This window comes from Streptomyces sp. NPDC048565 (assembly GCF_040650935.1).
Classification (GTDB): domain Bacteria; phylum Actinomycetota; class Actinomycetes; order Streptomycetales; family Streptomycetaceae; genus Streptomyces.
Map to the genome: position 1 here is coordinate 118,903 of NZ_JBEZIH010000002.1, position 20,750 is coordinate 139,652.

A 20,750-nucleotide genomic window follows, 5' to 3' on the forward strand; every position below is an offset into this window, starting at 1 on the left:
CACACAGGAGAAACACCATGGCGAAGCCGCCTGTGCGCAAGCCTAAGAAGAAGGTCTGCGCTTTCTGCAAGGACAAGACCCAGTACGTGGACTACAAGGACACGAACATGCTGCGGAAGTTCATTTCCGACCGTGGCAAGATCCGTGCCCGCCGCGTCACCGGCAACTGCACGCAGCACCAGCGTGACGTCGCCACGGCAGTCAAGAACAGCCGTGAGATGGCGCTGCTGCCCTACACGTCCACCGCGCGATAAGGGAAGGGTGACCGAATCATGAAGATCATCCTCACCCACGAGGTCACTGGCCTCGGTGCCGCCGGCGACGTCGTGGACGTCAAGGACGGGTACGCCCGCAACTACCTGGTTCCGCGTGGCTTTGCCATTCGCTGGACCAAGGGTGGCGAGAAGGACGTGGCGCAGATCCGCCGCGCCCGCAAGATCCACGAGATCGCGACGATCGAGCAGGCCAACGAGATCAAGGCCAAGCTCGAGGCCGTGAAGGTCCGTCTGGCTGTTCGCTCCGGCGACGCCGGCCGCCTCTTCGGCTCCATCACCCCGGCTGACATCGCCTCGGCGATCAAGTCCGCCGGTGGTCCGGACGTCGACAAGCGTCGCGTCGAGCTCGGCTCGCCGATCAAGACGCTGGGCGGACACCAGGTGTCCGTCCGTCTGCACCCCGAGGTTGCGGCGAAGCTCGGTATCGAGGTCGTCTCCGCCTAAGGGCACAGCTCAGCTCTCTGAGAGCTAGGTGAAGGGCCGCACCCCCTGGGTGCGGCCCTTCGTCGTTCCGCCCCTCTTCGTTTCACGTGAAACCAGGTCCGTCGGGTGCGCTTCAGCGCGTCGCTCCGGTCACGATCCAGCGGCCGGACCGCGTGCGCACCCACAGCGTCACCAGCCGGACGGTCATCATCAGCGTCATCGCCGCCCAGAGGGCGGTGAGGCCTCCTCCCCAGCCGGGGACGAGCAGCGCGACCGGGGCGAAGACGGCCAAGGTCAGGACCATGGCCCAGGCGAGGTAGCGGCCGTCCCCCGCTCCCATGAGTACGCCGTCGAGCACGAAGACCACCCCGCAGATCGGCTGGGAGAGGGCCACGACCAGCAGTGCCGGCAGTAGAGTGTCCTTGACGGACGTGTCGCCCGTGAACAGCGGGACGAAGAGCGGCCTGGCGAGGATGATGACCGCGCCGAGTACCACCCCTGAGGCGAGCCCCCACTGAACCATCCGGCGGCAGGCCTCCCGGGCGCCCTGGGCGTCGTTCGCCCCCAGATAGCGGCCGATGATGGCCTGCCCGGCGATGGCGATGGCATCCAGCGCGAAGGCTGTAAGGCTCCAGAGGGACAGGATGATCTGGTGCGCGGCGACATCCGTGTCGCCCAGGCGGGCGGCGACGGCTGTGGCGATCATCAGCACGGCCCTGAGGGAGAGCGTACGGATCAGCAGGGGTACGCCTGCCTGGGCGCTGGCTCGGATGCCCGCGGCATCAGGACGCAGCGATGCCCCGTGCCGACGGGCCCCGCGCACCACGACGATCAGATAGACGAGCGCCATGCCCACCTGGGCGATGACGGTCCCCCATGCGGATCCCGCGATCCCCAGCCCGGCGCCGTAGACCAGGACGGCGTTGAGGACGCCGTTGGCCGCGAATCCGCCGATGGCGACGTAGAGAGGTGTCCGGGTGTCCTGCAGTCCGCGCAGCACACCCGTCGCCGCGAGCACCACGAGCATGGCGGGGATGCCGAGGCTGGAGATCCGCAGATACGTGGTGGCGTACGGTGCCGCGGTGTCGGACGCCCCGAAGATGTCGACCAGCCACGGTGCCAGGGGGAGCGCGGCGGCGATGACAGCGGCACCGATCAGCAGGGCGAGCCAGATGCCGTCCATGCCCTGCCGGATGGCGGAGGAGAGGTCGCCCGCGCCGACCTGGCGGGCGACCGCGGCTGTGGTGGCGTAGGCGAGGAAGACGAAGATGCTCACCGCGGTCGTCAGCAGGGCCGCGGCGACGGCCAGGCCCGCAAGTTGCGGGGTGCCCAGATGGCCGACGATGGCACTGTCGACCATGACGAAGAGGGGCTCGGCGACCAGCGCGCCGAAGGCCGGGACAGCGAGTGAGATGATCTCGCGGTCGTGCCGACGGCGGGAGGGTGGCTGTGCCGTGTTCGCCTTGGTCATGGACGCCAATCTAATCTTCCACAGGTAAGAGATGCAATCGATCTGCGGTCCTTACTGGGTGCGGGTTGCCCGGTTCGCCGAGGAGTCGATTCCGGTGATCTTGAGCTCAGGGCGAAAGTTTTTCTCCCCCACAGCCGGTGGATGGAGAAGAGCCAGGTCAGTGGCCCCTTCTGGGTTCGCGTATGAGTTTGTCCACAGCGCTGTCCCCCGGTCCGTGCACAGGAACGGAAGGGTTCTCCACAGCATCTGGTCCGTCGTCCACATGCCCTGTGGATAACCAGATTGGCTGACGGTGCGGACCGGCCTACCGTGGGGCGGCGCCCGCACTCCGTTCCGGCATGGAAAACCGCAGAACTTGACGCGCCGGAACCGGAGTCGGGCGTCTTGTTTGTCGGTGCCGTGCCGTAAGAAAGAGTGGCACGGCTAGGTCCGCGAAGCGGACGGGAGGAGGTGGCCCGGTGAGCATTCCCGAGCCTTTGGACGATCCCTGGACCGATGTCGGTCCCAGCGACCGTCTGCCCGTATCCCGTCAGCGCCGCGGAGACGGCAAGGGGCGCGACGAGCAGCACGAGCGGGGCCGGGAGAGCGGCTGGGACGGCGGGTCGTCCGGGTTCGAGCGGGTGCCCCCGCAGGACCTCGACGCCGAGCAGTCCGTCCTCGGCGGCATGCTGCTCTCCAAGGACGCCATCGCGGACGTCGTCGAGATCCTCAAGGGCCATGACTTCTACCGCCCGGCCCATGAGACCGTCTACACGGCGATCCTCGACCTCTACGCCAAGGGCGAGCCGGCCGACCCGATCACGGTGGCGGCCGAGCTGGTCAAGCGGGGCGAGATCACCAAGGTCGGTGGCGCCCCGTATCTGCACACGCTGGTGCAGTCCGTGCCGACCGCGGCCAACGCCTCGTACTACGCGGAGATCGTCCACGAGCGGGCCGTGCTGCGGCGCCTCGTCGAGGCCGGCACGAAGATCACCCAGATGGGATACGCCGCCGACGGCGACGTCGACGAGATCGTCAACTCCGCCCAGGCCGAGATCTACGCCGTCACGGAACAGCGCACCAGCGAGGACTATCTGCCGCTGGGCGACATCATGGAGGGCGCTCTCGACGAGATCGAGGCGATCGGTTCCCGCAGCGGCGAGATGACCGGTGTACCGACGGGATTCACGGATCTCGACGCCCTGACCAACGGCCTGCACCCCGGCCAGATGGTGGTCATCGCGGCCCGCCCCGCCATGGGTAAGTCCACGCTCGCCCTGGACTTCGCGCGGGCTTGCTCGATCAAGAGCAATCTGCCGAGCGTGATCTTCTCCCTGGAGATGGGGCGCAACGAGATCGCGATGCGTCTGCTGTCCGCCGAGGCCAGGGTGGCCCTGCACCACATGCGCTCGGGGACCATGACCGACGAGGACTGGACGCGACTTGCCCGTCGGATGCCCGACGTGTCGGCCGCGCCGCTCTACATCGACGATTCGCCGAACCTCTCGATGATGGAGATCCGAGCGAAGTGCCGTCGGCTCAAGCAGCGCAACGACCTCAAGCTCGTGGTCATCGACTATCTGCAGCTGATGCAGTCCGGCGGGGCGAAGAGAGCGGAGAGCAGGCAGCAGGAGGTCTCGGACATGTCCCGTAACCTCAAGCTGCTCGCCAAGGAGCTTGAGCTTCCCGTCATCGCCCTGTCCCAGCTGAACCGTGGACCCGAACAGCGCACGGACAAGAAGCCGATGGTCTCCGACCTGCGTGAGTCCGGCTCCATCGAGCAGGACGCCGACATGGTGATCCTGCTGCACCGCGAGGACGCGTACGAGAAGGAGTCCCCGCGCGCGGGCGAGGCGGACCTGATCGTGGCGAAGCACCGTAACGGTCCGACGGCGACGATCACCGTGGCGTTCCAGGGCCACTACTCCCGCTTCGTGGACATGGCCCAGACCTGAGGCCGGCCTCCGTGCGACCGGGCGCGTGGGTGCTGCTGCTCAGCGCCTCGTCTCGTGCCTGGTCAGGACCACGCCGCCGGGAAACGTCCGCGTCTCCACCAGGTCCAGGTTCACCCAGCTGTCCAGCGCGGTGAAGAACGGCGTGCCGCCGCCCACCAGGACCGGATGGGAGGCGATCACGTACTCGTCGATCAGCCCGGCGCGCATGGCCGCCCCGGCGAGCGTGGCGCCCCCGATGTTCATCGGGCCGCCGTCCTCGGCCTTGAGCCGGGTGATCTCGGTGATCGCGTCGCCGGTGACCAGGCGGGCGTTCCAGCCGACCTTGTCGATCGTCGAGGAGAACACCACCTTCGGCGTGTCCCGCCAGTTCCGCGCGAACTCGATCTCCGCCGGGGTGGCGTCGGGCTGCTGGTCGCCGGCCGGCCAGTAGGAGCTCATCGTCTCCCACAGCTTGCGCCCGTACAGCGACAGGCCACTCGCCTGCTCCTGGTCCAGCCACCACTGGAACAGTTCGTCGCTCGGCGGCCCGCTCCAGCCGATGTCGTCGCCGGCCGCGGTGATGTAGCCGTCCAGGGTCAGGTTCATGCCGTAGATCAGTTTCCGCATGGCCGAGCCTTCCGTCCGTGGGTGTCCCGGTACAGACCAGCGTGGCGCGGGGAACTCATCGGTGCACGATCCGGACGCGCCGTCAGTCCTTCTGCTCGGAACTCAGCGGGGGTGTACCTACCCGGGCAGGCTGCCTTCTCGGCGCGTCGGGCGAAAACGCCCTCGCTCCGGGCCTCCATCTGCCGCAGTGCCTCCTTGCGGTCCCGGCCGGAGAGCCGGTCCAGATAGGTGCGGCCGGCGAGGTGATCGGTTTCGTGCTGGAGGCATCGGGCGAAATAGCCCTGTCCCTCGATGACCAGCGGATTACCCTCCTTGTCGAACCCGCGGGCCACGGTGCGATCGACGCGGGGAACCGTCATGGTGGCGCCGGGTACGGAGAGACAGCCCTCGAATTCCTCGACGAGCCGGCGGTCGGCCGGATCGACGCGGTCCAGGACCGGGTTGATGAGGTGGCCTGTATGCCGGACCCCATGGTCGTCCGGGCAGTCGTACACGAAGAGCCGCAGGCCGACGTCGACCTGATTCGCGGCCAGTCCGGCGCCGTCCGCCACGTACATCGTCAGGAACATGTCGTCGATCAGGGCGGACAGCTCGGGGGAGCCGAATTCGGTCACCTCCCGGCACGGAACCCTGAGGACCTCCTCACCCACCACCGTGACCCGGCGCACCGGCATATCCATCTCCTGCTCTGCTCGGTCTCGTCTCGCTTGCGAAGTTCTTTGCAAAGTAGCAGACTTTGCAAAGTGACTGAAGATGACCTCAACACTTCATACGGCCGAATCGGCGGCACGGGCGAGGAGCTGCGCGTGCACGAGGTCCGTACGGCCCTCCTGGACCTGCTCGCCGAAGTCGGCACCGTCACGGCGACCGAGGCCGCTGCCCGGCTGGGCCACAGCTCGGGTCTCTGCTCGTTCCATCTGCGGCAGCTGGCGCGACATGGGTACATCGAGGAGGCGCCCCACAGCGGCGGCCGCGCACGCCCCTGGCGTCTTCTGCGGCGGCATGACGACCCGGCGGCCGGTGGGGCAGGCGAGGCCGCGGAGGAGCAGTTCGGCGATCTGGCACGGGGACTGGAGGACGAGAGCTGGCGGCGCTGGCTGACCCAGCGGGACGGGGCACCGGCTGAATGGCGCCGTGACGAGGCCTTCAGCGCCGTCGCCTACCTGACTCCCGAAGAGATGAGCCGGGTCGCCGAGGTGGTGCGACAGGCTCTCGCGCCCTACCAGGTCCGCGAACAGCGCCCCCTGGCCAGGCCCGACGGCGCCCGGCCGGTGGCGCTCATCACCCGGCTGTTCCCGCTGCTGCCGCACACGAAGGGAGAGCCGGAAGCCGACAGTCCGACGGCTGCGGAATGAGCTGGTCAGGCCGGTGATACACGGGTCATGCTTGGGCATGACCTCTTCCGAAGTTCTGCTCCCCAGTACCCGGCGTGCCCTGCTGCACCGTATCGCCACCGCGCAGTCCGAGGGCCGGGCCCCTTCCCTCGTCGCAGCCGTGCAGCGGGAGGGGCAGATCGCCTGGAGCGGTGCTCGCAGCTGTGTGCACGGCCATGAGCCCGACGGCGATACACAGTTCAGGATCGGCTCCATCACCAAGACGTTCACCGCCGTGCTGGTGATGCGCCTGCGTGACGAGGGCATGCTGGATCTGGACGACCCCCTGGAGAAGCATCTGCCGGGCACGGATGCCGGACAGGTGACTGTCTTCCAGCTCCTGGGCCACAGCGGAGGGCTGCCGGCCGAGACGCCGGCCCCCTGGTGGGAGAGGACGGCGGGTGCGCTGCGTCCTGAGCTGGCGGATGTGCTCGGGGAGAAGCCGCTGATCCACCCCTCCGGCCATGGGCACCACTACTCGAACCCCGGTTACACGCTGCTCGGCTCTCTCGTGGAGAGGCTGCGGGGCGACTCCTGGGCCGAGGTGCTGCGCAGGGAGATTCTGGAGCCGCTGGGGATGGACCGTACGACTCCGCAGGCGCGTGCCCCGCATGCGGGCGGCTGGGCCGTTCACCCGTGGGCCGATGTCATGCTGCCCGAGCCGTCCGAGGACCTCGGGCTGATGGCGCCGGCCGGTCAGCTCTGGTCCACCACCACCGATCTGCTCCGCTTCGCCGCTTTCCTGGCGCAGGGGGATGAGCGGGTGCTCCGCGCGTCATCGGTCGCGGAGATGCGTGCCCCGGCCGCTCCGCCCGAGGCGGGCGACTGGGGTGGCACGTACGGCCTCGGTCTTCAGGCCGTACGGCGCGGCAGCCGCACGCTCCTCGGCCACACGGGCTCGCTCCCCGGCTTCCTGGCCACGCTGTGGTTCAGTGTCGAGGACGATGTGGCGGCCGTGGTGCTCACCAACGCCACCTCAGGCCCGGCGATCGGTACCGTCGCCGCGGACCTTCTGCAGATCGTCACCGACGCGGAGCCGAGGATCCCGGAGCCCTGGCGCCCGCTGCCCGAGTTCGACGAGGAGCTGCTGGCGTTGACCGGGCCCTGGTACTGGGGCACTCAGGTCCACGGGCTGAAGCTGCTCGCGGACGGCGGCCTGGAGTTCCAGCCCCTGCGGGGCGCCGGCCGCGCGGCTCGGTTCGAGGCGCGCCCCGACGGGACCTGGACGGGCCTCAACGGCTACTACGCGGGGGAGACGCTCCGGGTCGTACGGGGCGATGACGGCACGGTGAACCACCTCGACCTGGGATCGTTCGTCTTCACCCGGGAGCCCTACGACCGGAGCGCGGCCATTCCCGGCGGCGTGGACGAGGGCGGCTGGCGGGGCCTGGCCACCTGAGAGCGTGGGTCGGTGTTTCACGTGAAACACCGACCCCTTGTACTCCCCGGGACCCTCCGGCTTTTCGGGACCGGGACTCCTGCGGCTCCCGGGACCCTCCGGTGAACGGATCAGGCCGTCAGCTCGCGTTCCAGAGGCGTACGGAAGCGCGGCGTGACGCGGGCGTCTCCCGTCCATGCCGACAGTCGGCCAGCCTCTGCCTCGATGCGCTGTGAAGCCTCCCGGCCCACGTCGGACAGCAGCCGCCACACCGGCTCTCCATCCGCGCGCTGAGCCCAGCCACCCACGATCGCACCGTTCCACCACACCGTGGGCCCGATGTTCCCGGCGCGGTCGAACAGGTCGGCACGATGACGGGCGGGCAGATGGAAGCCGCGGTCGGCCCAGCCCATCGCGCTCGGGTCCAGGCCGGGCAGCAGGGCGGCCCAGGGCTCCGGAGCGGGATCGGCGGCGAGATCCCCCGGGGCGATGCGGCCGACAGCCCCGTTGTCGAGCAGGACCTCCTCGGCGCCGAGGGCAGCCAGGGACGTACGCGTCTCGCGGACACCCCAGCCGGTCCACCACTTCAGATCGCCTTCGGTCGCGGGGCCGTAGGAGCGGAGCCAGCGGCGAGCCACTTCCACCCGGGCCTCGGAGGGATCCAGCACGGGCCAGGGCTCGGCGGCCGTCCAACGGAACTGGCTGGAGGTCCATGAACCGCGGGGCCGGTCCCGCCGGATGCGGCCGTCGGCGGCCAGCACCCGGATCACGCGGGAGGCGACTCCCTGCACCGCCTCCTGTCTCGTCCCGGGGAAGAGGGTGATCCTGGTGCGCAGCGCGGGTACGGCGGCCGACAGCTCGCTCCCCGTGGCGCGGCCCCGGGCGGTCAGAGCGGCGAGTGTGCGCAGCTCGGTATCCGCGAGCCACCTCTCATCCAGTCCGTTGCCGTCCTCCCGTAGATGCTTGAGGAGTTTCTGGCGCTCCCTGGCGGCCACGGCGCGGGCGTTCGACGCGGCGACCGCGGGTGCGGCCTGCGCGGACACGGTGAACAACGTGTTCCGCATGGAGAGCAGTCGCACCAGCGAGACGTCCTCGTAGAGCGCCCGTTCCACCGCTGCGACCCCCGGGTCGGTCAGCCGCGCGCAGACGGAGAGGAAGACCGTGGCGGCGTCGGTCGAATGCAGGGCGACGACGGCGTCGGCCACATCGACGGCGGACGCGGCCCGCACGGACGGGGCCAGCAGATGTCGTCGGCCGAGCCTGATCCTGCGCTGCTCGTCACTGATGCGGTGCACGCGATCCCTCCCGGAGTGCGGAGCTGTCCGGAGCTCAACGGCTCAGAGGGTGAGTTTGAAGCCCACATGGCTCGCGGTGAAGCCCAGCCGCTCGTAGAAACGGTGGGCATCCGTGCGGCTGGCGTCCGATGTCAGCTGCACCAACTGGCAGCCCTGGCGCCTGGATTCGTCGACCGCCCACTGGATCAGCTGGGTGCCGAGGCCGCTGCCGCGCTCGTCCGCGTGGACGCGGACACCCTCGATGAGGGAGCGGGTCGCACCGCGTCGGGACAGTCCGGGAATGATCGTGAGCTGGAGCGTTCCCACGATGCGGCCCTGGCGCACGGCCACGGTCAGATGCTGATTCGGGTCGTCGGACAGTCGCCGGAACGCGGCGTGATACGGCGCGAGGTCGTCCGGGGACTCCCGCTGTGCACCCAGCGGGTCGTCGGCGAGCATGGCCACGATGGCGGAGATGTCCGCGAGTGCCGCGGGGCGTATGTCGAGATCGCTCATGATCGGCAGACTACGCAACCCGAAGGCTCAGGCGGGGACCTTGAGGTCCTCGACCGTCCGGACCAGCGGGGCCAGCTCCGGGTTCTCGGCAGCCTCGTCGAGGGCGGCGCGGAGCGCGTTGTCGTTGGTCGGCCTGGCCTCGTTCAGCAGGGTGAGACCCGTTTCGGTGACGTCCGTGTAGATGCCCCTCCGGTCCGTGTCGCAGAGGTACCGGGTGAGGAGGCCCCGGTCCTCGAGCCGGGTGACCAGCCGTGTGGTGGCGCTCTGGCTCAGTACCACCGCGTCCGCCACCTGCTTCATCTGCAGATGGCCGCCCGTGCCGCTGTGCTGGCGGCTCAGGACGTCGAGCAGGGAGAACTCGCGTGCGCTGATGCTGTGGTGGGACTGAAGCGCCCGCTCGATGCGCGCCTCGATCTTCCCGTGGAGCAGGGAGAGGGCACACCAGCTCTGGGCGAGGGCCGTCAGTGCGGGGTCTGTCGCTGTCATCGTCGGTCTCTCCTCCGTACGGGAGCTGCTTCCGTTCCAGGATAGGGCACGTACGCAATAGCCCGCGCTTGCAATTAATGGGCGTCTGCAATTATTGTCGACGCTCGTAAGGCGCAGACGCAATCTTCAGGGAAGGACACCCATGCCGCTCGCGCTCCTCGCTCTCGCCATCGGGGCATTCGGTATCGGCACCACAGAGTTCGTGATCATGGGGTTGCTCCCCGATGTCGCGGCGGACTTCCAGGTCTCGATCCCGACCGCAGGCTTCCTGGTCACGGGCTATGCCCTGGGTGTGGTTCTCGGTGCTCCGCTGATGACCGTCCTGGGCACTCGCGTGACCCGGAAGCGGATGCTGATGGTTCTGATGGGCTTGTTCATCGTCGGGAACGTCGTGTCCGCACTCGCCCCGGTCTTCGGAGTGATGGTCGCCGGACGGGTGATCGCCTCACTCGCGCATGGCGCCTTCTTCGGCATCGGATCGGTGGTGGCCGCGGAACTGGTCGCTCCCGAGAAGAAGGCCGGCGCCATCGCCATGATGTTCACCGGGCTCACCACGGCCAATGTCGTCGGGGTCCCGCTGGGGACCGCCATCGGTCAGAACTTCGGCTGGCGGGCCACCTTCTTCGTCGTCGCAGGACTCGGTGTCCTGGGGCTTCTCGGCGTGGCAAAGCTCGTTCCTGAGCAGCCGAAGCCACAAGGTGTCAGGATCCGCCACGAGCTGGCCGCGTTCCGTAATGTGCAGGTGCTGCTCGCCATGGCGATGACGGTTCTGGGCTTCGGCGGAGTCTTCGCGGCGATCACCTACATCACCCCGATGATGACGGAGACCGCCGGCTTCGCGACCTCGTCCGTGACCTGGCTGCTGGTGCTCTTCGGGCTCGGCATGGTCGGCGGGAATCTCCTCGGCGGAAAGTTCGCCGACCGTCATCTGATGCCGATGCTGTACGTGTCGCTCGGCGCGCTCGCCGTGGTCCTGGCCCTCTTCACCCTGACCGCGCACAACAAGATCGCCGCCGCGGTGACCATAGTCCTCATCGGAGCCCTCGGCTTCGCGACCGTGCCGCCGCTCCAGAAGCGCGTTCTGGACCAGGCGGCCGGCGCACCCACCCTGGCCTCCGCCGTCAACATCGGGGCCTTCAACCTCGGGAACGCGCTCTCGGCGTGGCTCGGCGGCATCGTCATCGCGGCCGGGTTCGGCTACACCGCGCCCAACTGGGTCGGCGCCGCACTCGCAGCCTCGGCGCTGCTGCTCGCGGTGCTCTCCGGTGCGCTCGACCGTCGGGCTGTCACCGCTGGGCGGCCGGTCGCCGCGCACGCTCCCGAGCCTGCCGCAGGCGTAGGCCCCGGCGAGTCGGTCCCCACGGCTTCAGTACCGATATCGCGGTGATGAAGAGATACGTGGCCGTGGCAACCGACGGTGCGATCAGCAGATCGATGTCTGCCGCACCCCGGGCCGCGGCCTCGTCGATTCCCGGGCGGAGCGCGAAGATCGACAGCCCCGCGGTGGTCAGGGTCAGCCAGAACTTCGTCCACACCCAGCGGTGCCGGGCCAGGCCCCAGGGGGTCCCGAGCGCCAGCAGCAGTCCGCTGAGGAGGGAGAGCAGGGCGACCGGCACGATGAGCCAGTCACTGAAGACCTTCATGGCACGGGTGGCGGCCTGAGCCATCGTGGCGTCGTGGGTGAGGAACGCGCTGAGGCCGAGAGCCAGCAGTCCCACGGTGAGGCCCAGCCAGCTCACGGACACCGCTACGTGGGCGACGAGGAGGCTCCGGCGAGCCGGACGCTTGAGTGGTTTCACGTGAAACACGGTGCCAAGCGTGGAGTGAGCCGTCATCCGACAGCGGGAGTATCCCCGGCTACTGGCCTCGGCGTACGCGTCATGCACCCGCCCAAACGCCGGGGCTCCGGGGCTCAGCCCAGATCGGGTGCGTGCAGCGCCCGTACGCCCTCGATGTTGGCGTCCAGATAGTGCCGCAAGGACAAGGGCACGAGGTGAACGGCGGCGATTCCGACGCGGCTGAAGGGCACCCGGACGATCTCGTACTCCCCGCGGGGTTCGTCGATTTCCGGACCATGGCGACGCGACAGGTCCATCGAGGCCAGTCGGCAGAGGAAAAAGTACTGCACCTTGACGCCTTTGACGCCACCGCCGGCGATATGTTCGACGGTGTCGACGAAGCAGGGCACGACATCGACGACCTTGGCGCCGAGCTCCTCGTCGACCTCGCGGTGCAGTGCGTCGACGACCGTGGCGTCCTCCGGCTCGACCCCACCGCCCGGCGTCAGCCAGTACGGGTCGACACCGGGCTTGGTGCGCTTGATCAGGATGAGGTCATCGCCATCGAGCAGGACGGCGCGTGCTGTGCGCTTGACCACCGGACGTTCGGTCATGGCAAGAGCGTGGCCCGGGAAGCCCCATCTGAAACGCCCATCGGCCGACCGGTCACCAGTCCACGGCAGCACGCACCAGCCCCTCGTGCGCCCGCGCGATATGCGGAAGGCCGAGTGTCCCGGCCCTGGCCAGGAGGAAGTACGTGCGCAGCGGTGGTATCGGCGGATCGAGCAGTGCCACGACCTCACCCCGCTCCAGCGCGTCCTCACAGAGATAACGCGGCAGCACGGCGAGGCCGGCACCCGATGCCGCGCACTCCAGAACCGCGCGGAGGTCCGGCGCGATCACGGCTGCGGAAGCCGCGGGGCGGCTGTCGAAGACCGCCGCCCAGTAGCGGGATACCAGGGGCAGGCTCTCGTGCACCTCGACCACCGGCAGCTGCTCCAGGAGTACGGAACCCTTGTGCCGCAACGCCCCGGGCCCCAGGCGTCCCGCCCAGCGCGGTGCTGCGACCAGGACGTGCTCCTCGTCGCAGAGGGTGGTGGACGTCAGTAGTCCACCGCGCGGGCGGGCGGTGGTGATGGCCAGATCGTGGTGTCCGGCCGCGAGCCCCTCCAGGGTGTCCTCGGTGTTCGCGACGAAGGTGCTGCGCAGTGCGAGCCCCTGGGAGATCAGCGGGGTGAGGGCGGGCAGCGCCCGTACCGACATGAACTCCGGGGGACCGGCCAGGTGCAGGGTTCTCGCCCCCGACTCCTCGTCGAGCCCCGCCTCCACGATGTCGACCAACGCGTCAAGGTGCGGGGCGGCACGGTGGGCGAGCTCGTCGCCGACGGTGGTCGGGGTGACCCCACGGGCCCTGCGAAGGAAGAGCGGGCGGCCCAGCTGCCGCTCCAGGGTGCGTATCTGCGAGGTGACGGCGGGCTGGGACAGCCCGAGCAGGGCGGCGGCCCGGGTGAAGGATCCGGCCCGGTGCACCGTGACGAATGTGCGCAGCAGGGCCAGGTCCATGCTCCGCCCCCTCCACCCTCACGAACGCCGCGCCGTCCCGCACCGTCCCTCGCAACCGCCCCAACTATAAATATGTCGATAGGTCGCTGTCGCTACTGTGATTGGACACTGACGCAGAGTCAACTAGCCTTGTCCAGGCGGTTCTCGGCGCAGGAACCGGGGTGGTCCGAGTCACGAGGGGGGAGGCTCGGACCGCTCGTCCCGAGCGGGACCGGACCGGTGGACGGGGACGCCCGTCCCGGACCGGTCCCGCCAGGACCGGACGGAAGGATCAGCGCGCGGACGCGTCCAGCGCGCGTTCCACGTCGGCCAGCAGATCCTCGGGGTCCTCGGCGCCGACCGAGAACCTGATGAAGCCCGCCGGCACCGCGTCCCCGCCCCATCGTGCCCGGCGCTCGGCGGTGGACCGTACGCCGCCGAAGCTCGTCGCGTCGTCGACGAGGCGCAGCCCGGCCAGGAAGCGCTCTGCGGTGCTCTCGTCCGCCAGAACGAACGAGACCACGGAACCGAAGCGCCGCATCTGCCGGACGGCCACCGGGTACGAAGGGTCGCCGGGCAGCCCCGGATAGCGCAGGCCCCTCACGTCCGCGCGCTTGGACAGGGACTCGGCCAGGGCCAGCGCGGTCGTGCACTGACGGTCGATCCGCAGCTGCAGCGTGGCCAGCGACCGGTGCGCGAGCCAGGCCTCCATCGGGCCGGGAATGGCGCCGACCACCTTGCGCCAGCGTCGTACGCCGGCCATGAGCTGCGGGTCCCGGCAGCTGACATGCCCGAGCAGGATGTCCCCGTGCCCGGTCATGCCCTTGGTGTCACTGGCCACCGAGAAGTCCGCTCCCAGTTCGAGGGGACGCTGGGCGAGAGGGGTGGCCAGGGTGTTGTCGACCGCGACCAGAGCACCCGCGGCGTGCGCGGCCTCCACGAGCCTGCGCACGTCACAGACGTCGAGGCCGGGATTGGACGGGGTCTCGATCCACAGCAGCTTCGCACCGTCGAGCAGCGCCAGCTGGGCGTCCCCGCCCGTCGGAGCGGTCCGCACCTCGATGCCGTACGCCTCCAACTGCTCCCGCAGCAGGGGGAGCGCCTGGTAGCCGTCGTCGGGCAGGACCACGACCTCTCCCGTACGTGCCTGGGACAGCAGCACGGCCGAGATGGCGGCCATCCCCGACGCGAAGACCGTGGTCTCGATCCGCTCCCCCGGCGCCTCCAGCTCGCCGATGGCGCGCTCCAGGTGGGTCCAGGTCGGATTCGTCTCCCGGCCGTACGTGTAGGGGCCGACAGGCTCGCCGGACAGATGGAAGTGCGCGGCGAAGACCGGGCCGGGAAGGGTGGGCTCGTACTGCTCCGGTTCGGGCAGGCCCGCCCGTACGGCCCGTGTCCCGTCGCCCGTGGTGCTCATGGTGATTCCTCGTCTCTCCCCGGCCTCCGCCGGTCCGTGTCGCACTGTGTCATCGGGGCAGGATCAGTCGTCCTCGGGGAGCACCACGTTGAGCGCCCAGGACACGACCGAGATGATGAGGCCGCCCAGGACGGCGGTCCAGAAGCCATCGACATGGAAGCCCACGTCGATGACGCCGGCCAGCCAGGAGGTCAGCATCAGCATCAGGGCGTTGACCACCAGCGTGATCAGCCCGAGCGTCAGGATGAACAGAGGCAGGGTGAGCACCTTCACCACCGGCTTGACGATGAAGTTCACCAGACCGAACAGCAACGCCACCACGATCAGTGTGAGCACCTTGCGACCGGTGTTGTCACCGGTCAGCGTGATGTCCTGGAGCAACCAGATGGCTACCGCCAGCGCACCCGCGTTGGCGATCGTCTTGACTACGAAATTCTTCATGTGTCTGATCGTGGCAGACATGATCGGTGGCGGACACCGCCGGGACCGGCCGGTGCGGGCGCGAGGGGCGGACGGACGATGAAGGCATTCAGACTGGACGAGCTGGAGGCGGAACGAGCTGCGAACGAAGGCGCGTATCTGCAGTTCATCCGGGAACGCAACATGTCCGTCGGCCTGTACGCCCTGGACGCGGGAGCGCTGGATCCCCAGCAGCCGCACCGGCAGGACGAGGTGTACCTCGTCGTGAGCGGCCGCGCCTCGATCACGGTCGGTACGGAGACCACGCAGGTGGGACGGGGGAGCGTCGTGTACGTACCTGCGGGTGCCGTGCACAAGTTCCACCACATCACCGAGGACCTCAGGGTGATGGTGATCTTCTCCCCGCCGGAGGGCTGACCGGCCCGCGTGGGGGTTTTCACCGGTGCCGGGCCCCGGAGAGGCCTCGATGTTCCCTAGGGGATCACTCAGGGGAGTTCAAGGGCTCCCGGGTCCCTGCAGGCCGCCCCGCGCCTCTAGCATCGAGGCAGGAACTCATAGAGACGAGGTAGCGGCGATGGCGGTGCAGGAGATTTTCGCAGGGATGCCCTGGTGGGTGAAGTGGGTCGCGGTGCCTCTCATCGTGCTCGTCGTGTTCGGTGGCCTGATCGCCAGCGTGGTCGGGTTCGTCATCGGTCTGCTGTTCAAGGTGCTGGTGCTCGTCGTGCTGGTGGGCGCTCTGGTCTTCGTCGTGCGGAAGTTCATGTCCTCGTCAGGGCGCGGCTGGTAGGAGCGGCCGGCAGGGACCGGGGATTCGGCGATTAGCCCAGCTGAGCTAAGTCATGGTCGAAACCTCACTCGTGACTGACCGTGCGGATACAGTGGCGTACCGCTGCCGCCAGCTGGGAAACGACGGTCCTTCACCACCCTGCCCAGTGGTTTGTGCGACCGTCCGGTCTCCGGACCCCAGGCTCGCGGCGGGCCCGTGGGGGCGGCCCCCGCGGGAGGGCTGAAAGCCCGTCACCATGCCTGGGGGTGACCTGTGACCACGGCATCGAGTACCGCTGTCCCGACGTTGATCGGTTCGGTTCAGCGGGCGTTGAGACTTATGGAGGCTGTGGGCACCCATCGGGACGGGGCGCCGGCCAAGCAGCTCGCCCGGGAGGCGGGGCTTCCTCTCCCCACCGCCTACCACCTGCTGCGGACCCTGACCCATGAGGGGTATCTCCGCAGGGAGAATGGCGTCTTCCTGTTCGGAGCGGCGGCCGAGCGCCTGGGCGGAGGTCCCGCGACGCCGCGTCCCGGCGTGATCGTCGAGTCGCTCGCGCACTGGGCCGACGTCATCGGCGCCCCCGTGTACTGCGCCCTCTACAAGGACGGCGAGATCGAGATGATCGCGGTCGCCGAGACTCCGGCCGTCTCCGCGGTGCACGAATGGGCCTCGTTCCGTGAGACGGGCCATGCCCACGCCCTCGGTCAGTGCCTCCTCGGGCAGTTGGACGAGCGTGCGCGTGAGGATCATCTGGACCGGCACCCCGTCCGGCCGCTGACCCGTTACTCCGTGAGGGACCGTCAGGCGCTGCTGAACCGGCTGAGGACGATAAAGCGTACGGAACCTGTCATCGAACGGCAGGAGTACGCCATGGGGACGGTCTGCGCGGCCATTCCGATCACTGTCGGTTCCGCCGTCGCTGCCATGGCTGTTTCTCTCCCCCTGCACCAGGAAGAACGGTTGCGCCCCGCAGTCGAACAACTACGCTGCGAAGTGACGACTCTCTTGCGCTCGTTCGTGTTCTCTATCAGTATCTGAAAAATCACTCCTTGTGATCTGCTATCGCGTGCACCACGATGGCGTCAATAGGGCCATGGGGGATCATTCCTGGCCAGTTTCATCTACTGCGGGGTTGAACGATGCGCGAGTCGGTTCAAGCAGAGGTCATGATGAGCTTCCTCGTCTCCGAGGAACTCTCCTTCCGTATTCCGGTGGAGCTCCGGTACGAGGTCAGCGATCCGTACGCGATCCGGATGACCTTCCACCTGCCGGGTGACGCCCCCGTCACCTGGGCATTCGGCCGCGAGCTACTGCTCGACGGTCTCAACAGCCCCAGCGGTGACGGCGATGTGCACATCGGCCCGACCGAGCCCGAAGGGCTGTCGGATGTACACATCCGCCTTCAGGTCGGTGCGGACCGTGCGCTCTTCAGGGCCGGCACGGCACCGCTTGTGGCATTTCTCGACCGTACGGACAAGCTGGTGCCGCTGGGGCAGGAGCACACGCTGGGTGACTTCGACGGCAATCTGGAAGAGGCGCTGGGTCGTATCCTCGCCAAGGAGCAGAACGCCGGCTGAACAGGAAGGTCCGGCTCACGCCTTGCGGCGCCGTCCCCTCCCGGTCCGCGCGGGTGCAGGAGCTTCGGCTCCCGCGCCGAGCCCCGTGCGGTCCGCGGAGACCACCAGAGCCGCGAGTGCCGTCGTGACCGGTACGGAGGCGACCAGCCCGATCGATCCGACCAGCGTGCGGACGATCTCCTCGGCGACCAGCTCGCTGTTGGCCACGGTGCCCACACTGCTCTGCGCGATCGAGAACAGCAGCAGCAGCGGAAGAGCCGCGCCGGCGTAGGCGAGCACGAGTGTGTTGACGACCGAGGCGATGTGGTCGCGCCCGATCCGGATACCCGCCCGGTAGAGGCGGCGCGCGCCCATGGTCGGATCGGCCTGGTGCAGCTCCCAGACCGCCGACGTCTGGGTCACGGTCACATCGTCGAGCACACCGAGCGAGCCGATGATCACGCCGGCGAGCAGCAGACCGCTCATGTCGATGTCCGGGTAGAGCCCATGGATCAGACCGGTGTTGTCGTCCGTGTTCCCGGACAGGACGGCCCAGCCGATGAAGAGCGAGCCCAGCAGCCCGATCAGCAGCAGCGAGATGAGCGTGCCGACGACGGCCACGGAGGTACGGGCCGTCAGTCCGTGACAGGTGTAGAGGGCGATCAGCATGATGGCGCTCGCCCCGATCACCGCGACGACCAGGGGGTTGGACCCCTGCAGAATCGCCGGCAGGATGAACAGGGTCAGTACGGCGAAGGACACGGCGAGCGCGATCAGTGCCATGAGTCCGCGCAGCCTGCCCACCACGATCACCGCGAGGGCGAAGATCCCGGCGAGCAGCGCCATCGGGAACGCGCGGTCCACGTCGGTCACCGAATACTGCAGGTCCCGGGGCGCGTCGGGGGCGTACGCCACGACCACCCCCTGGCCCTCGCGCAGTTGCCGCGGGGCGTCGGGCTGGACGACCTCGACGAACGTACGGCCCTTGTCCTTACCGCTGGTCACCTCGACCGTGGCCTTCTTGCACTTCCCGGTCTGCTCGTTGACCGCTTCCTGTCCGGCCGCAGTGGAGGTGTCGCCGGTCGCCGGCACCTGCGCGGCGTTGACGTCCGCGCAGTTGACCGACACGACCTTCGTGACCCGCCCGTCCTGTGTCTGCCGGTCGAAGCCGACACCCGTGCGTTCATGGGCGGGTGCACCACCGGGCCAGAAGGCTACGAGGCCGACGACGACCGCGGCGGCGAAGGGGATCAGCACAGCCGCGATGACCTTGCGAAGGTGCTTGGACACCGGCGCTGCGGGGCCGTGGCTGTGGGTGTGGCCATGCGCATGACTCTGGGTGCTGCCTGCTGCGGGGCCGTCGGGTTCGGGGGCGCTCGGAGGGGACGTCACCCGGCGATCATCCCAAGAACAGGGGAGGCCCTCTGGCCAGCGCGCCAGGACGGGGGTTAGCGTGGAGGCGCATTTGTACACGCGGGAGCTCGGAGCACCGGGCTGAGAGGGCGCTGACCTCCGTATATTCATACGGGACACGCTGCGCCGACCGCCGAACCTGTTACCGGGTAATGCCGGCGTAGGGAGTAGGTCTCATGACCACAGCGGACGCACGCACGCCTGCCTCGAAGCGGAACGCGCAGAACGACGAGGCCGGGAAGTCCATCGGCTGGCACAAGGGATACATCCAGGGCTCACGCCCGGATCTCCGGGTGCCGGTCCGCCAGGTGCACCTCACCAACGGCAAGGACGTGACCCTGTACGACACGTCCGGGCCGTACACCGACCCCACCACCGGCACCGACGTGCGCCGGGGGCTCGCCCCGCTGCGGGAGCACTGGATCACCGCCCGCGGGGACACCGCGGAGTACGCGGGCCGTCCCGTGCGCCCCGAGGACGACGGGCTCAAGCACACCTCCCCGAGGGGCGGCCTGCGCAATCTCGACGCGGTCTTCCCCGGGCGCCCGCGGCAGCCACGCCGCAGCCGCGACGGCGGTCCCGTCACCCAGCTCGCGTACGCCCGCCGGGGGGAGATCACCCCGGAGATGGAGTACGTGGCGATCCGGGAGAACGTCGAACCCGAGGTCGTGCGCGAGGAGATCGCGGCGGGCCGGGCCGTCCTGCCCGCCAACGTCAACCACCCGGAGATCGAGCCGATGATCATCGGCAAGCGTTTCCTGGTGAAGGTCAACGCCAACATCGGCAACTCCGCGGTCACCTCCTCCATCGAGGAGGAGGTGGACAAGATGACCTGGGCCACCAAGTGGGGCGCCGACACGGTCATGGACCTCTCCACCGGCCGCAACATCCACACCACCCGCGAGTGGGTCCTGCGCAACTCCCCCGTGCCGATCGGTACGGTCCCCCTCTACCAGGCGCTCGAGAAGGTCGACGGCCGGGCCGAGGAGCTGACCTGGGAGATCTACAAGGACACCGTCGTCGAGCAGGCCGAGCAGGGCGTCGACTACATGACGGTGCACGCCGGTGTCCGGCTGCCGTACGTCCCGCTGACGGCCCGCCGCAAGACCGGAATCGTCTCGCGCGGCGGATCCATCATGGCGGCGTGGTGCCTGGCCCACCACCAGGAGTCGTTCCTGTACGAGCACTTCGAGGAGCTCTGCGAGATTCTCGCGGCCTACGACGTGACGTACTCGCTCGGTGACGGGCTGCGCCCCGGCTCCATCGCCGATGCCAACGACGAGGCGCAGTTCGCCGAGCTCCGGACGCTCGGTGAACTCAACACCGTCGCCAAGCGGTTCGGCGTGCAGACGATGATCGAGGGCCCGGGGCATGTCCCGATGCACAAGATCAAGGAGAACATCGACCTTCAGCAGGAGATCTGCGAGGAGGCCCCGTTCTACACCCTGGGGCCGCTCACCACGGACGTCGCGCCCGCGTACGACCACATCACCTCGGGCATCGGCGCGGCGATGATCGCCTGGTGGGGGACGGCGATGCTCTGCTACGTCACGCCCAAGGAGCACCTGGGACTGCCCAACCGCGACGACGTGAAGACCGGTGTCATCACGTACAAGATCGCCGCCCATGCCGCGGACCTCGCCAAGGGGCACCCCGGGGCGCAGGAGTGGGACGACGCGCTGTCGGACGCGCGGTTCGAGTTCCGCTGGGAGGACCAGTTCAACCTGGCGCTCGACCCCGACACCGCGCGGGAGTTCCATGACGAGACGCTGCCGGCCGAGCCGGCGAAGACGGCACACTTCTGCTCGATGTGCGGCCCCAAGTTCTGCTCGATGAAGATCTCCCACGACATCCGGCGGGAGCACGGCGGCGGGCCCACGATCGTCGACACCGAGTTCGACGCGGAGGCGCTGGCAGGCATGGCGGAGAAGTCGCAGGAGTTCGCCGCCCGGGGCAACCGGGTGTACCTCCCGCTGGCCGACTGACACCGGCCGGCACAGGAGCCGTTCAGGGCTGTTCCGGACGGAAGCCCCTCCGGAGCAGCCCTCGGGAACAGCGCCGTCCACGCCTGTGGCCCGGTCCTGGGTTCCGGACAGCCGGTTGTCCGAGAGCCCGGCGC

Annotated in this window: 22 protein-coding genes, 1 pseudogene and 1 riboswitch; of the genes and pseudogenes, 11 read left to right on the forward strand and 12 right to left on the reverse strand. The window is 68.8% G+C overall.

The window, feature by feature from the left end; translation table 11 throughout:
- Positions 1-17 precede the first annotated feature (17 nt).
- A complete protein-coding gene (gene rpsR, locus AB0C75_RS02675; protein ID WP_003967857.1) occupies positions 18-254 on the forward strand; it encodes a 30S ribosomal protein S18 in 237 nt (78 codons plus the stop codon).
- Between the two features lie 18 nt (positions 255-272).
- A complete protein-coding gene (gene rplI / locus AB0C75_RS02680) occupies positions 273-719 on the forward strand; it encodes a 50S ribosomal protein L9 (protein WP_362886356.1) in 447 nt (148 codons plus the stop codon).
- Positions 720-831: 112 nt separating this feature from the next.
- Here rplI and AB0C75_RS02685 read toward each other — a convergent pair whose 3' ends face one another.
- The gene (locus AB0C75_RS02685) at positions 832-2,169 is read right to left on the reverse strand and encodes an MATE family efflux transporter (RefSeq protein ID WP_362886358.1); all 1,338 of its coding nucleotides are present in this window, start codon (positions 2,167-2,169) and stop codon (positions 832-834) included.
- 458 nt (positions 2,170-2,627) lie between these two features.
- Between AB0C75_RS02685 and dnaB the strand changes: the two genes are divergently transcribed.
- Positions 2,628-4,103, forward strand: coding sequence for a replicative DNA helicase (dnaB, locus tag AB0C75_RS02690; RefSeq protein ID WP_362886359.1), 1,476 nt, complete (start codon positions 2,628-2,630; stop codon positions 4,101-4,103).
- Between the two features lie 39 nt (positions 4,104-4,142).
- Here the strand turns inward: dnaB and AB0C75_RS02695 are convergent, their stop codons facing one another.
- Together AB0C75_RS02695 and def are read right to left on the reverse strand one after the other, a co-directional pair.
- Positions 4,143-4,709, reverse strand: a complete 567-nt coding sequence (locus AB0C75_RS02695) for a dihydrofolate reductase family protein (protein ID WP_362886360.1) — start codon at positions 4,707-4,709, stop codon at positions 4,143-4,145.
- A gap of 128 nt (positions 4,710-4,837) precedes the next feature.
- A pseudogene (def, locus tag AB0C75_RS02700) lies at positions 4,838-5,389 on the reverse strand (peptide deformylase); the annotation flags it as partial.
- 63 nt (positions 5,390-5,452) lie between these two features.
- Between def and AB0C75_RS02705 the strand changes: the two are divergent.
- Entirely contained in the window at positions 5,453-6,064 is a 612-nt protein-coding gene (locus tag AB0C75_RS02705; protein WP_362886361.1) for a winged helix-turn-helix domain-containing protein, read from the forward strand.
- Positions 6,065-6,101: 37 nt separating this feature from the next.
- Complete coding sequence (locus AB0C75_RS02710) at positions 6,102-7,481, forward strand: serine hydrolase domain-containing protein (RefSeq protein ID WP_362886362.1); 1,380 nt, start codon at positions 6,102-6,104, stop codon at positions 7,479-7,481.
- A gap of 110 nt (positions 7,482-7,591) precedes the next feature.
- Here the strand turns inward: AB0C75_RS02710 and AB0C75_RS02715 are convergent, their stop codons facing one another.
- The 3 genes from AB0C75_RS02715 to AB0C75_RS02725 are packed head-to-tail and all read right to left on the reverse strand — an operon-like array spanning position 7,592 to position 9,736.
- Positions 7,592-8,755, reverse strand: coding sequence for a winged helix DNA-binding domain-containing protein (locus tag AB0C75_RS02715; RefSeq protein ID WP_362886364.1), 1,164 nt, complete (start codon positions 8,753-8,755; stop codon positions 7,592-7,594).
- 42 nt (positions 8,756-8,797) lie between these two features.
- Complete coding sequence (locus AB0C75_RS02720; RefSeq protein ID WP_362886366.1) at positions 8,798-9,250, reverse strand: GNAT family N-acetyltransferase; 453 nt, start codon at positions 9,248-9,250, stop codon at positions 8,798-8,800.
- Between the two features lie 27 nt (positions 9,251-9,277).
- Positions 9,278-9,736: a MarR family transcriptional regulator gene (locus tag AB0C75_RS02725; RefSeq protein WP_362886368.1), complete on the reverse strand. Its 459-nt coding sequence runs from the start codon at positions 9,734-9,736 to the stop codon at positions 9,278-9,280.
- Positions 9,737-9,878: 142 nt separating this feature from the next.
- On the opposite strand from AB0C75_RS02725, the gene AB0C75_RS02730 reads away from it, so the two are divergent.
- Complete coding sequence (locus tag AB0C75_RS02730) at positions 9,879-11,123, forward strand: MFS transporter (protein WP_362886370.1); 1,245 nt, start codon at positions 9,879-9,881, stop codon at positions 11,121-11,123.
- On the opposite strand, the gene AB0C75_RS02735 is transcribed toward AB0C75_RS02730, so the two are convergent.
- The 5 genes from AB0C75_RS02735 to AB0C75_RS02755 form a co-directional block, all read right to left on the reverse strand.
- Positions 11,023-11,535, reverse strand: a complete 513-nt coding sequence (locus AB0C75_RS02735; protein ID WP_362886372.1) for a DUF2269 domain-containing protein — start codon at positions 11,533-11,535, stop codon at positions 11,023-11,025. The two genes, AB0C75_RS02730 and AB0C75_RS02735, sit on opposite strands and share 101 nt — an antisense overlap.
- Before the next feature lie 113 nt (positions 11,536-11,648).
- The gene (locus tag AB0C75_RS02740; protein WP_362886373.1) at positions 11,649-12,128 is read right to left on the reverse strand and encodes an NUDIX hydrolase; all 480 of its coding nucleotides are present in this window, start codon (positions 12,126-12,128) and stop codon (positions 11,649-11,651) included.
- 52 nt (positions 12,129-12,180) lie between these two features.
- Positions 12,181-13,077, reverse strand: a complete 897-nt coding sequence (locus tag AB0C75_RS02745; protein ID WP_362886375.1) for a LysR family transcriptional regulator — start codon at positions 13,075-13,077, stop codon at positions 12,181-12,183.
- Positions 13,078-13,348: 271 nt separating this feature from the next.
- The gene (locus tag AB0C75_RS02750; protein WP_362886377.1) at positions 13,349-14,473 is read right to left on the reverse strand and encodes a cystathionine gamma-lyase; all 1,125 of its coding nucleotides are present in this window, start codon (positions 14,471-14,473) and stop codon (positions 13,349-13,351) included.
- A 63-nt stretch (positions 14,474-14,536) separates the two neighbouring features.
- Entirely contained in the window at positions 14,537-14,914 is a 378-nt protein-coding gene (locus AB0C75_RS02755) for a phage holin family protein (protein ID WP_362886379.1), read from the reverse strand.
- A 78-nt stretch (positions 14,915-14,992) separates the two neighbouring features.
- On the opposite strand from AB0C75_RS02755, the gene AB0C75_RS02760 reads away from it, so the two are divergent.
- The 4 genes from AB0C75_RS02760 (at position 14,993) to AB0C75_RS02775 (ending at position 17,239) form a co-directional block, all read left to right on the forward strand.
- Positions 14,993-15,310: a cupin domain-containing protein gene (locus tag AB0C75_RS02760; RefSeq protein ID WP_362886381.1), complete on the forward strand. Its 318-nt coding sequence runs from the start codon at positions 14,993-14,995 to the stop codon at positions 15,308-15,310.
- A 163-nt stretch (positions 15,311-15,473) separates the two neighbouring features.
- Positions 15,474-15,680 (forward strand): DUF5326 family protein, encoded by a 207-nt coding sequence (locus AB0C75_RS02765; RefSeq protein WP_362886923.1) that lies wholly within the window; start codon positions 15,474-15,476, stop codon positions 15,678-15,680.
- A gap of 252 nt (positions 15,681-15,932) precedes the next feature.
- The gene (locus tag AB0C75_RS02770; RefSeq protein WP_362886383.1) at positions 15,933-16,700 is read left to right on the forward strand and encodes a helix-turn-helix domain-containing protein; all 768 of its coding nucleotides are present in this window, start codon (positions 15,933-15,935) and stop codon (positions 16,698-16,700) included.
- A gap of 101 nt (positions 16,701-16,801) precedes the next feature.
- A complete protein-coding gene (locus AB0C75_RS02775) occupies positions 16,802-17,239 on the forward strand; it encodes an SsgA family sporulation/cell division regulator (RefSeq protein WP_073750747.1) in 438 nt (145 codons plus the stop codon).
- A gap of 15 nt (positions 17,240-17,254) precedes the next feature.
- On the opposite strand, the gene AB0C75_RS02780 is transcribed toward AB0C75_RS02775, so the two are convergent.
- Positions 17,255-18,610, reverse strand: a complete 1,356-nt coding sequence (locus AB0C75_RS02780; protein WP_362886385.1) for a YibE/F family protein — start codon at positions 18,608-18,610, stop codon at positions 17,255-17,257.
- A gap of 71 nt (positions 18,611-18,681) precedes the next feature.
- Positions 18,682-18,815: riboswitch (TPP riboswitch) on the forward strand.
- Between AB0C75_RS02780 and thiC the strand changes: the two genes are divergently transcribed.
- Positions 18,808-20,616, forward strand: coding sequence for a phosphomethylpyrimidine synthase ThiC (gene thiC / locus AB0C75_RS02785; RefSeq protein WP_362886387.1), 1,809 nt, complete (start codon positions 18,808-18,810; stop codon positions 20,614-20,616). Its footprint overlaps the riboswitch before it by 8 nt.
- Positions 20,617-20,750 lie beyond the last annotated feature (134 nt).

What these genes read in the sequence shown, in the direction of transcription:
- AB0C75_RS02695 (WP_362886360.1), bottom strand. Translation starts at nt 4,709, where the DNA reads ATGCGGAAACTGATCTACGGCATGAACCTGACCCTGGACGGCTACATC.
- AB0C75_RS02740 (WP_362886373.1), bottom strand. Translation starts at nt 12,128, where the DNA reads ATGACCGAACGTCCGGTGGTCAAGCGCACAGCACGCGCCGTCCTGCTC.
- AB0C75_RS02730 (WP_362886370.1), top strand. Translation starts at nt 9,879, where the DNA reads ATGCCGCTCGCGCTCCTCGCTCTCGCCATCGGGGCATTCGGTATCGGC.
- AB0C75_RS02720 (WP_362886366.1), bottom strand. Translation starts at nt 9,250, where the DNA reads ATGAGCGATCTCGACATACGCCCCGCGGCACTCGCGGACATCTCCGCC.
- rplI (WP_362886356.1), top strand. Translation starts at nt 273, where the DNA reads ATGAAGATCATCCTCACCCACGAGGTCACTGGCCTCGGTGCCGCCGGC.
- AB0C75_RS02725 (WP_362886368.1), bottom strand. Translation starts at nt 9,736, where the DNA reads ATGACAGCGACAGACCCCGCACTGACGGCCCTCGCCCAGAGCTGGTGT.
- AB0C75_RS02760 (WP_362886381.1), top strand. Translation starts at nt 14,993, where the DNA reads ATGAAGGCATTCAGACTGGACGAGCTGGAGGCGGAACGAGCTGCGAAC.
- AB0C75_RS02710 (WP_362886362.1), top strand. Translation starts at nt 6,102, where the DNA reads ATGACCTCTTCCGAAGTTCTGCTCCCCAGTACCCGGCGTGCCCTGCTG.
- rpsR (WP_003967857.1), top strand. Translation starts at nt 18, where the DNA reads ATGGCGAAGCCGCCTGTGCGCAAGCCTAAGAAGAAGGTCTGCGCTTTC.
- AB0C75_RS02775 (WP_073750747.1), top strand. Translation starts at nt 16,802, where the DNA reads ATGCGCGAGTCGGTTCAAGCAGAGGTCATGATGAGCTTCCTCGTCTCC.
- AB0C75_RS02745 (WP_362886375.1), bottom strand. Translation starts at nt 13,077, where the DNA reads ATGGACCTGGCCCTGCTGCGCACATTCGTCACGGTGCACCGGGCCGGA.
- AB0C75_RS02685 (WP_362886358.1), bottom strand. Translation starts at nt 2,169, where the DNA reads ATGACCAAGGCGAACACGGCACAGCCACCCTCCCGCCGTCGGCACGAC.
- AB0C75_RS02755 (WP_362886379.1), bottom strand. Translation starts at nt 14,914, where the DNA reads ATGAAGAATTTCGTAGTCAAGACGATCGCCAACGCGGGTGCGCTGGCG.
- thiC (WP_362886387.1), top strand. Translation starts at nt 18,808, where the DNA reads ATGACCACAGCGGACGCACGCACGCCTGCCTCGAAGCGGAACGCGCAG.
- AB0C75_RS02750 (WP_362886377.1), bottom strand. Translation starts at nt 14,473, where the DNA reads ATGAGCACCACGGGCGACGGGACACGGGCCGTACGGGCGGGCCTGCCC.